The sequence below is a fragment of the Propylenella binzhouense genome, from assembly GCF_009866965.1.
GTDB classification, from domain to species: domain Bacteria; phylum Pseudomonadota; class Alphaproteobacteria; order Rhizobiales; family Afifellaceae; genus Propylenella; species Propylenella binzhouense.
The window spans coordinates 1-10,764 of sequence record NZ_SPKJ01000118.1; the positions used below are offsets into that span (position 1 = coordinate 1).

A 10,764-nucleotide genomic window follows, 5' to 3' on the forward strand; every position below is an offset into this window, starting at 1 on the left:
CAGACCCCGCCTGCCCAGACCCCGCCCGCGCAGCCCGCACCGGATCAGCAGGGCTCCGCTGCGCCGGCTGCTCCGGCGCAGCAGCAGACCGCGGCCGCGACCGCGCCGGCCGCCGCTCCGGCCGGCGGCGCCGCCTCGGGCATGGTCGCCATGGTCGAGCAGGCCGACGTCGCCAAAGGCGAGAAGGTCACGAAGAAGTGCGTCGCCTGCCACAGCCTCGAGCAGGGCGGGCCGAACAAGGTCGGCCCGCACCTCTGGGACCGCTTCGGCCATCCGATCGCCAGCGTCGAGGACTACAATTATTCGTCCGCCATGAAGAGCTACGCGGCGGAGGCGAAGACCTGGACGGTCGAGCATCTCGACGCCTTCCTCGCCGACCCGAAAGGCACCGTGCCCGGCACGAAGATGGCCTTCCCCGGCCTGAAGAAGGACGACGAGCGCGCCGCCGCCATCGCCTACCTGCACTCTCTCTCCGCGGACCCCGCCCCGATCCAGTAGGCCTCTCCGAGCGGCTCCTGCAGGGCCGGCGCGCCGCGCCGGCCCTTAATTTTTGGTCAGAATGCCCCGAGAAGGGTGAACCGCTCGTCCGCCCGTCCTAATATCCGCCAAGAGAGACGGACCGGAGAGACCGAACAGAATGCGCCGCCCGCTTGCCCTGGCGCTCGCCGCCTGCCTTCTCGTCGCCCCCGGCGGCGCCGCGCTCGCCGACCATGACGACTGGCACGAGGCGGTCTCGCTCATCGGCACGCCGAAATACGGCGACGACTTCCGGCACTACGACTACGTCAACCCGGACGCCCCGAAGGGCGGCACGCTGAACCAGGTCTCGGTCGGCACCTTCGACAGCTTCAACCCCTTCATCGTGCGCGGCACGGTCGCCGCCGGGCTGACGCCGACCGGCGGGCTCCTCTACGACACGCTGATGGACCAGGCGACCGACCAGGCCGGCACCAGCTACGGCCTGATCGCCGAAGCGGTGCGCTATCCGGCCGACTTCTCCTCCGCGACGATCCGCCTCAACCCGGATGCCAGGTGGCACGACGGCCAGCCCATCACCGCCGACGACGTGGTGTGGACGTTCGGCGTGCTGAAGGGCACGAGCCCGTTCTGGAACCAGTACTACAACCACATCGAGAAGGCGGAGAAGACGGCGGCCGACGAGGTGACCTTCACCTTCGACCAGGCCCGCAACCGCGAGCTGCCGAACATCATCGGCGACATGCCGGTGCTGCCGCGGCACTGGTGGGAGGGAACCGGCGCGAACGGCAGGAAGCGCGACATCACGCAGCCGACGCTCGAGCCGCCGCTCGGCTCCGGCCCCTACAAGATCGGCGCCTTCGAGGGCGGCCGCTCGATCACCTGGCAGCGCGTTGCCGACTATTGGGGCGCGGACGAGCCGACGCGCGTCGGCCGCTACAATTTCGACCAGGTGAAATACGTCTATTTCCGCAATGTCGACGCGGTCTGGGAGGCGTTCAAGAAGGGCGGGCTCTACGATTTCCGCATGGAGAACCGAGCGCAGCGCTGGGCCCAGGGCTACGATTTCCCGGCCTTCCAGCGCGGCGACGTGAAGAAGCACACCTATCTGCAGGAGGCGGGCGAGCCGATGCAGGCCTTCGTCTTCAACACCCGGCGGGCGAAGTTCCAGGACCCGCGGGTGCGGCGCGCGCTGACCCTCGCCTTCGACTTCGAGAGCATGAACCGCACGCTCTTCTACGGTCTCTACAAGCGCACCGACAGCTATTTCGAGGGCACCGAGCTCGCCTCCTCCGGGCTGCCGCAGGGCAAGGAGCTCGAGATCCTGGAGACCGTCCGCGACGAGGTGCCCCCCGAGCTGTTCACCGAGCCGTTCACGCTGCCAGTCTACGAGAAGCCCGGCGACGAGCGGACCTATCTCCGCCAGGCTTCCCAGCTCCTGCGCGAGGCGGGCTGGACGCCCCAGGGCGGCCGTCTTGTCAACGAGGCGACCGGCGAGGCGATGTCGATCGAGTTCCTCGGCAACGACCCGACCGACGAGCGCGTCATGCTGCCCTACGTGAACGCGCTCCGCCGGCTCGGGATCGACGCCCGCATCCGTCTCGTCGATACCGCGCAATACCAGGCGCTTACGGACAATTTCGACTTCGACGTCGTGGTCGACATCTTCGCCCAGTCGCAGTCGCCGGGCAACGAGCAGCGCGAGTTCTGGGGATCCCAGGCCGCCGACCAGCCGGGCAGCCGCAATGCCGCGGGCATCAAGAACCCCGCCGTCGACAAGCTGATCGACCGCGTCATCTACGCCCGCGACCGGGAGGAGCTGGTGGCGGCGACGCACGCGCTCGATCGCGTGCTCCTGTGGAACTATTACATGGTCCCGCAATGGCACAATCCCGAGGTCTGGATCGCCTACTGGGACAAGTTCGGAATCCCGGAGAAGCAGCCGGCCTATATCGGCGTCGACACCTTCTCCTGGTGGGTCGACCAGAACCGCGAAAGCCGCGTGGAGGTCGAGAAGTGAGCCTGCGGGCGAGCCGCCGCGCAGTCCTCAAGGGCGCCGGCGCCGCGACCGGCCTTTCGCTCCTCCCCCGCTTCGCCGCCGCCGGTGAAATGCGGCGCCAGCACGGCCTCGCCGTGATCGGCGACCTCAAATATCCCGCGGATTTCGCCCGCTTCGACTATGTCGACCCGGCTGCGCCCCGGGGCGGCCGGATCGTGACGCAGCTCTCGTCCTGGGGCTACAACCAGAACCCCGAAACCTTCAACACGCTGAACAGCTACGTGCTGCGGGGTGACGGCGCGGCGGGAATGGGCCTCACCTTCACCAGCCTGATGACCGGCTCCGCGGACGAGCCGGGCAGCGTCTACGGGCTGGCGGCAGCCGAGGTCGAGCGCTCCGGCGACGGCAAGACGCTCCGCTTCTTCCTCCGGCCCGAGGCGGCCTTCCACGACGGCAGCCGCATCACGGCCGGGGACGTCGCCTTCTCGCTCGAAACGCTGCGCGACAAGGGTCATCCGACCATCGCGCTCGACCTCAAGGGCATCACCGCGATCCGGGTGGAGGACGAGGCGACGATCCGGATCGAGCTCGGCAGCGAGACCGGGCGCAGCCTGCCGGTGCTCGTGGCGGGCGCGCCGATCTTCTCCGAAGCGTGGTGGGCGAACCGCGATTTCGCGGCGACCCTCTCGGAGGCCCCGCTCGGTTCCGGGCCCTATCGGGTGGCGGGCTTCGCCTTCGGCAGCTTCATCGAGTTCGAGCGGGTGAAGGGCTGGTGGGGCGACCGGGTGCCGGCCATGGCGGGGCGCTACAATTTCGACCGGATCCGCTACGAATATTACCGCGACCGCACGACCTCCTTCGAGGCCTTCAAGAAGGGCAACATCACCTTCCGCGAGGAATTCACGTCAAGGGTCTGGGCGCGCGACTACGACTTCCCGGCGCGGCTCTCCGGCCGGGTGGTGCGGGAGGAGGTGCCGAACGGCGCCCCCTCCGGCGCGCAGGGCTGGTTCATCAACATGCGGCGCGCGAAGTTCAGGGACCGCCGGGTCCGGCTTGCGCTCGTCCACGCCTTCGACTTCGAATGGACCAATCAGAACCTGATGTTCGGGTCCTACCAGCGGACGGCCTCGTTCTTCGAGAACTCGGAGCTGAAGGCGGAAGGCGAACCGGGACCGGCCGAGCTGAAGCTGCTCGAGCCGTTCCGGGGCAAGGTGTCGGATGAAGTGTTCGGCCCGGCCTTCGTCCCGCCCGTCTCCGACGGCTCGGGGCGCGACCGCACCAATCTCCGGAAGGCGAACGACCTCCTCGCCGCCGCCGGCTGCAGGCGCGGGCCAGACGGCCTGCTCACCCCCGACGGCGAGCCCTTCACCATCGAGTTCCTCGACAAGGACAGCACCTTCGAGCCGCATCACAACGCCTATATCAACGGGCTCAGGCTGCTCGGCATTCGCGGCAGCTACCGGGTCGTCGACCCCGCCCAGTACAATGAGCGGCTAAGGCGATTCGATTTCGACATGGTGGTCTCCCGGTTCGGCATGGCGCTCTATCCCGACGAGGCTATCCGCCAGTTCTTCTCGAGCGCGCGCGCCGCGCAGGAAGGCTCCTACAATCTCGCCGGCATCTCCGATCCCGCAGTCGACTCGCTCGTCGAGACGATGATCGCGAGCGACGACTGGGACAGCTTCGTCACCGCCTCCCGCGCACTCGATCGCGTCCTGCGGGCGCAGCATTTCTGGGTGCCGCAATGGTTCAAGCCGGTGCACTGGTTCGCCTACTGGAACATGTACGGCAGGCCGTCGAAGGTGGCCGCCTACGATCCGGGCGTGCTCGATACCTGGTGGCAGGATTCAGACAAGGCGGCCGCCTTGGGAAGGGGCTGACGCTTCATGGCGGCCTACATCATTCGGCGCCTGCTCCTCATGATTCCGACCATCCTCGGAATCATGGCGATCTCCTTCCTGGTCGTGCAGTTCGCGCCGGGCGGCCCCGTCGAGCGGGTGATCGCGCAATTGCAGGGGACCGACGTCTCCGCGACCGCCCGCATCGGCGGCTCCACCGGCGGCGATTTCAGCAGCGGCAGCAACCAGTCCATGTCGGCCGCCGATGCGGCGGTGAGTTCGAAATATCGTGGCGCCCAGGGCCTCGACCCCGAGTTCATTCGCCAGCTGGAGGCCCAGTTCGGCTTCGACAAGCCGCCGCTCGAGCGGTTCGGCCTCATGCTCTGGAACTACGCGCGGTTCGATTTCGGCGAGAGCTACTTCCGCGACATTTCGGTGATCGATCTCATCGCGGAGAAGCTGCCGGTCTCGATCTCGCTCGGCATCTGGATGACGTTGCTCTCCTACCTGATCTCGATCCCGCTCGGCATCCGCAAGGCGGTCCGGGACGGGTCGCGCTTCGACGTCTGGAGCTCCGGCGTGATCGTCGTGGCCTATGCCGTCCCGGGCTTTCTGTTTGCGATCTTCCTGATCGTCTTCTTCGCCGGAGGGACGTTCTTCGACTGGTTCCCGCTTCGCGGGCTCGTTTCGGAGAATTGGTCGTCGCTCTCCTGGCCGGAGCGGATCCTCGACTATTTCTGGCACCTCACGCTGCCGCTCATCGCCATGGCGCTGTCCGCCTTCGCCACCACGACGCTCCTCACCAAGAATTCCTTCCTGGACGAGATCCGGAAGCAATATGTCGTGACGGCGCGGGCGAAGGGGCTTTCGGAGCGGCAGGTGCTCTACGGCCATGTCTTCCGGAATGCGATGCTCATCATCGTGTCGGGCTTTCCGGCGGCCTTCGTCTCCGCCTTCTTCGCCGGCTCGCTCCTGATCGAGACGATCTTCTCGCTGGACGGGCTCGGCCTGCTGAGCTTCGAGAGCGTCATCAACCGCGACTATCCGGTGGTGTTCGCCACGCTCTACATCTTCTCCCTGATGGGGCTCATCGTTCAGCTGCTCTCGGACCTGACCTACACCTGGATCGATCCGCGGATCGATTTCGAGAGCCGGGAGGTCTGAGCGATGGACGCCAAGACCGCCGATGCCGTTGCGCGCACTGAGCGGAAGCGCGGGCTGGAGCCCAAGACCGCGCCCGATGCGCCGAATCCTGGCAGCGACCTTGAGACCGTCACACCCCTGCCCGGCCAGGAAATCCCGCCGGCGAAGCGGACCTTCTTCGCCCTGTCGCCGATCAACCAGCGTCGGTGGCGAAGCTTCAAGGCGAACCGGAGGGGCTTCTGGTCGCTCTGGATATTCCTGGTGCTCTTCATCCTCTCGCTGTTCGCCGAGTTCATCGCCAACGACCGCCCGCTCCTCGTCTCCTACAAGGGCGAGTTCCTCTACCCGGTCTTCGTCGATTATCCGGAGGAGAAGTTCGGCGGCTTCCTCGCCCGGACCGACTACCGGGACCCCTTCATCCAGGACGAGATCCAGGCGAACGGCTGGATGGTCTGGCCGCCGATCCGCTATTCGTACCGGACGGTCAACAACGAGATACCGGTGCCGGCGCCGGCGCCGCCCTCCTGGATGCTCGACCGGGAGGAGCGCTGCGCCGCCTATCCGAAGGGGGTGGAAGACCCGAACTGCACCGCCTGGAACTGGAACTGGCTCGGCACCGATGACCAGGCGCGCGATGTCGTCGCCCGCATGATCTACGGGTTCCGGATCTCCGTCCTGTTCGGGCTCGTGCTGACGGTGCTCTCCTCCGTGGTCGGCGTCACGGCCGGCGCCGTCCAGGGCTATTTCGGCGGACGCGTCGACCTCCTCTTCCAGCGCTTCATCGAGATCTGGACCGCGATACCCTCCCTCTACCTGCTTCTCATCATATCGTCCGTGCTGGTGCCGGGCTTCTGGGTGCTCCTCGGCATTCTGCTCCTCTTCTCGTGGGTGGCGCTCGTCGGCGTCGTCCGCGCCGAGTTCCTCCGGGCCAGGAACTTCGAATATGTGAAGGCGGCCCGCGCGCTCGGCGTCGGCAATCTCACCATCATGTTCCGGCACCTTCTCCCGAACGCGATGGTCGCCACCCTCACCTTCATGCCCTTCGTGCTGAACGGCTCGATCACGACGCTCACCTCGCTCGACTTCCTCGGCTTCGGCCTGCCGCCGGGCTCGCCGTCGCTCGGCGAGCTCCTGGCGCAGGGCAAGTCGAACCTGCAGGCGCCCTGGCTCGGCCTTACCGGCTTCCTCGTGATCTCGCTGATGCTGTCGCTGCTGATCTTCGTCGGCGAGGCCGTCCGCGACGCCTTCGACCCGCGCAAGACCTTCGTGTAGGATCGCCGCCATGGACGAGAGCAGACGGCATGTCGTGGAGGATTATCCCGCGGAGAAGCTTCCCGAGGAGCTCCGCGGCGACATCGATCCGAGCCACCGCACGCGGGTGATCGTGGAAGATGTCGGGAGAGACCGCGAGCGCGGCCTCGACAAATATCGGCGCCTCTTCGGAAGAGCCAGCCACATGAACACCTCGGTTGAGGAGGCGGTCGCCCGCATCCGCGCCCTTCGCGACGAGTGGGATGCGTGAGTTCCGCGACGACCCGGCACATCTACCTGGACGCCAATGTGTTCATCCGGTTCCTGGAGGCAGAGGAGAAGCCGCTCCTGTCCATGTTTGCTCGTGCGGCCGAGGGTGCGCTCGCCCTTCATACCAGTGAGCTCACGCTGGCGGAGGTCTTGGTCAAGCCCTTCCGGGACCGCGACTTTCGGCTCGCCGAAGCCTATCGGGAGCTCGTGAAGTCGAGCGATCTGTTGGCGCTCATGGCAATCGACAGAACTCTCCTCGAGGAAAGTGCGATGTTGCGGAGCTGGACCGGAAACAAGCTCGCGGATTCGATACACGTCGCGACGGCGAAGCGTTGCGGCTGCGCCATCTTCCTGTCCGAGGATGCGCGGCTGAAGCTTCCGGACGGGATGCTCCGCATGACGCCCAGCGAGCTCGAGGGCAGGGTCCTACGCCCATGACCACGCCCCTCCTCTCCGTCCGGAATCTCTCCGTCGACTTCCGCCAGGGCGACGCCGTCACGCATGCGGTGCGCAACGTCTCGTTCGAGGTGGGCGAGGGTGAAACCGTCGCGCTCGTGGGGGAATCCGGATCCGGCAAGTCCGTCACGGCGCTCTCCGTGCTGCGGCTCCTCCCCTATCCCGCCGCGCACCATCCCTCCGGCGCCATCCGCTTCCGCGACCGCGAGCTCCTGCACGCCGACGAGAAGACGCTCCGCGAGGTGCGGGGCAACCAGATCGCGATGGTGTTTCAGGAGCCGATGAGCTCGCTCAACCCCCTCCACACCGTGGAGCGGCAGATCGGCGAGGTCCTCGACGTCCATCGCGGCCTGAGCGGCGCGGCCGCGCGGACCCGCGTGCTCGAGCTGCTGCACGGCGTCGGCATACGCGACCCGGAGGAGCGGCTCGGCGCCTATCCGCACCAGCTCTCCGGCGGCCAGCGCCAGCGCGTGATGATCGCCATGGCGCTTGCCAACGAGCCGGACCTCCTCATAGCGGACGAGCCGACGACCGCGCTCGACGTCACCGTCCAGGCGCAGATCCTGGCGCTGCTCGCCTCGCTCAAGCGGGAGCGGGCGCTCTCGATGCTCTTCATCACCCACGATCTCGGCATCGTGCGCAAGATCGCCGACCGCGTCTGTGTCATGACCGGCGGCGAGATCGTGGAGAGCGGATCGACCGAGACGATCTTCACCGATCCGCAGCATCCCTATACGAAGCATCTCCTCGCCGCCGAACCGAAGGGCCGCCCGCCTGCGCGCGATCCCGACGCCCCGATCGTCCTGCGCGGAGAGGACGTGAAGGTCTGGTTCCCGATCCGGCGCGGCGTCTTCCGCCGCACGGTCGGCCACATCAAGGCCGTCGACGGCATCGACGTCGAGGTGCGCGAAGGACAGACCCTCGGGGTGGTCGGCGAATCCGGCTCCGGCAAGACGACGCTCGGCCTCGCGCTCCTGCGGCTGACCTCCTCGGAGGGCCGCATCGTCTTCTTCGGCCGCGACATCCAGGGCACCAGCTTCAAGGCGATGCGGCCGACACGGGCGAACATGCAGATCGTGTTCCAGGATCCCTACGGCTCGCTGAGCCCGCGCATGGTCATCCGCGACGTCGTGGCCGAAGGGCTGGAGGTGCACGAGCCCGGTCTCTCCGCCGCCGAGCGGGACGTCCGGGTGGTCCGGGCGCTGACGGAGGTCGGCATCGATCCGGCGAGCCGCTTCCGCTATCCGCACGAATTCTCGGGCGGGCAACGCCAGCGCATCGCGATCGCGCGGGCGATGGTGCTCGAGCCGAAATTCGTCATGCTCGACGAGCCGACCTCGGCCCTCGACATGAGCGTCCAGGCCCAGGTCGTCGACCTGCTGCGGGACCTGCAGCGCCGGCACGGCCTCTCCTATCTCTTCATCAGCCATGACCTGAAGGTCGTGCGGGCGCTCGCCAACGACATCATCGTGATGCGCAACGGCAAGGTCGTGGAATCCGGGCCGGCGGAGACGATCTTCGGCGCCCCCCGGGAGGATTACACCAAGGCCCTGATGGCGGCCGCCTTCGCGATGGAAGCCGCGCAAGGAAATGCTGTAAGCGAGTGACATGAGCGTTCTTGTTGCTTCCATGTACGATCCGGACGGATGGACCCGCCATGTGCGCGCGGCCCTTCCCGAGCACCGGGTGATGGCCACCAACCGCTTCGGGGAGTTCGAGGGCGCGGCGGAGGACCTCGCCGCCGTCGAGCATGTCCTCGCCTGGAAGCCGCGCCAGGAGCTCCTCGACCGGCTGCCCGCGCTGAAGGCGATCTTCTCCCTCGGCGCGGGCGTCGACCACCTGATGGACCTGCCGCGCCTGCCGAACGTCCCGGTCGTGCGGATCGTCGATCCGGACCTGACGGCGCGCATGACTGAATATGTCGTGTGGCAGGTGCTCCACCACCACCGGATGGGCGCCGCCTATCAGCGCCAGCAGGCGACGCGGCAATGGCGCGACCTGAGGCAGCCGGCCGCCCGCCACGTCACCGTCGGGCTGATGGGGCTCGGCGTGCTCGGCACGAGCGCGGCGGAGGCGCTCCTCAAGATCGGCTTCCGCGTGGCCGGCTGGAGCCGCACGCCGAAGGAATTGCCGGGCGTCAGGACCTTCTCGGGCGAGAGCGAGCGCGACGCCTTCCTCGCCGAGACCGACATCCTCGTCGCGCTCCTCCCGCTCACGCCGGAGACCACGCACATCCTGAACCGCAGCCTCTTCGCCAAGCTGAGGCGCCCCGGCCCGCTCGGCGGTCCGGTCGTCATCAATGCCGGGCGGGGCGGCAGCCAGAACGAGAGCGACATCCTGGCGGCGCTGCGCGACGGCACGCTGCGCGGCGCGAGCCTCGACGTCTTCGAGCGCGAGCCGCTGCCCTCCGAGAGCCCGCTCTGGAACGCGCCCAACCTCGTCGTGACGCCGCATGTCGCGGCGGTCTCCGATCCGGCCGCGCTCGCCCCGGCCATCGCCGGGCAGATCCGCGCCTTCGAGCGCGGCGAGCCGCTGCAGAACGTCGTCGATATCCGCCGCGGCTACTGAGCGCCGGCGGCGGGCCTGCGCAGCGCGATCACCGCGCTCCCTTTGGCGGCGAGGCGCGCGGCCGCCTCCCGGAGCGGCTCGCTCGCGACCGCCATGTGGTGCGCGTTGGCGTGGAGGAGGCGCTCGCCGTCCTGCATGATGCCGACATGGCCGCGCCAGAACACCAGGTCGCCGCGCCGGAGCGGCGTCGGATCCGGCGCAAGCGGGAGCGGCAGCCCGGTCTCGGCCGCCTGCATGTCGGTGTCGCGCGGCGCCGCCACGCCCGCCGCCGCGAGCGCGACCTGGACGAGGCCCGAGCAGTCGAGGCCGAGGCTCGTCTTGCCGCCCCAGAGATAGGGCACGCCGAGGAACCGCTCCGCCACGGCGACGAAATCCGTCTCCCACGCCGCGCCGAGCGGACGGAGATGCTGCATCACGATCGCGCCCGCCGGCGCCACAAGGCCGTAGCGCGCGTTGCGGTCCTCGCTCTCGCCGCGGAGCGCCACCGCCGCCCCGAGCGGAAGCCCGGCAAGCGGCGCGCTCTTGATGTCCGGGCCGGCGAAGAGGAGCGTGCGGACGGCGGCGACCCGGTGGGTCGGCGCGGGCGCCTGCGCGTCGAGATCATCGAGCGCGAGCCAGCCGACATAGCCGTCGGCGGCGAGCTGGCCCCAGGCCCAGCCTTCCGCGTCGCGGTCGAAGACGCGCACCGTCTCGCCGCGGAGCGCCTCCGTCAGCCGCGCCGCGTCCGGCCGCGGGGCGTCGCGCAAGGCGGTCACCGGCGCC

General features: G+C 68.3%; 10 protein-coding genes. 9 read left to right on the forward strand and 1 reads right to left on the reverse strand.

Annotated features, from left to right (window positions below; genetic code table 11):
• From E4O86_RS20405 to E4O86_RS20445, 9 genes are all read left to right on the forward strand, one after another.
• The coding region (locus E4O86_RS20405; protein ID WP_161142394.1) for a c-type cytochrome at positions 1-498 on the forward strand (498 nt) is incomplete at its 5' end.
• A 139-nt stretch (positions 499-637) separates the two neighbouring features.
• The gene (locus E4O86_RS20410) at positions 638-2,497 is read left to right on the forward strand and encodes an extracellular solute-binding protein (RefSeq protein ID WP_161142395.1); all 1,860 of its coding nucleotides are present in this window, start codon (positions 638-640) and stop codon (positions 2,495-2,497) included.
• Positions 2,494-4,356 (forward strand): extracellular solute-binding protein, encoded by a 1,863-nt coding sequence (locus tag E4O86_RS20415; RefSeq protein ID WP_343039203.1) that lies wholly within the window; start codon positions 2,494-2,496, stop codon positions 4,354-4,356. Before E4O86_RS20410 ends, E4O86_RS20415 begins: the two co-directional genes overlap by 4 nt.
• A gap of 6 nt (positions 4,357-4,362) precedes the next feature.
• Complete coding sequence (locus E4O86_RS20420; RefSeq protein WP_161142396.1) at positions 4,363-5,478, forward strand: microcin C ABC transporter permease YejB; 1,116 nt, start codon at positions 4,363-4,365, stop codon at positions 5,476-5,478.
• Between the two features lie 3 nt (positions 5,479-5,481).
• A complete protein-coding gene (locus E4O86_RS20425; RefSeq protein WP_161142397.1) occupies positions 5,482-6,729 on the forward strand; it encodes an ABC transporter permease in 1,248 nt (415 codons plus the stop codon).
• Positions 6,730-6,739: 10 nt separating this feature from the next.
• A complete protein-coding gene (locus E4O86_RS20430; protein ID WP_161142398.1) occupies positions 6,740-6,979 on the forward strand; it encodes a hypothetical protein in 240 nt (79 codons plus the stop codon).
• Positions 6,976-7,416, forward strand: coding sequence for a PIN domain-containing protein (locus tag E4O86_RS20435; protein WP_161142399.1), 441 nt, complete (start codon positions 6,976-6,978; stop codon positions 7,414-7,416). The genes E4O86_RS20430 and E4O86_RS20435 overlap by 4 nt, the downstream gene beginning before the upstream one ends.
• Positions 7,413-9,041: an ABC transporter ATP-binding protein gene (locus tag E4O86_RS20440; protein WP_161142400.1), complete on the forward strand. Its 1,629-nt coding sequence runs from the start codon at positions 7,413-7,415 to the stop codon at positions 9,039-9,041. Before E4O86_RS20435 ends, E4O86_RS20440 begins: the two co-directional genes overlap by 4 nt.
• Before the next feature lies 1 nt (position 9,042).
• The gene (locus E4O86_RS20445) at positions 9,043-10,002 is read left to right on the forward strand and encodes a 2-hydroxyacid dehydrogenase (protein ID WP_161142401.1); all 960 of its coding nucleotides are present in this window, start codon (positions 9,043-9,045) and stop codon (positions 10,000-10,002) included.
• Here E4O86_RS20445 and E4O86_RS20450 read toward each other — a convergent pair.
• Positions 9,996-10,764: C40 family peptidase (locus tag E4O86_RS20450; RefSeq protein ID WP_161142402.1), on the reverse strand; the 769-nt coding region annotated here is incomplete at its 5' end. The two genes, E4O86_RS20445 and E4O86_RS20450, sit on opposite strands and share 7 nt — an antisense overlap.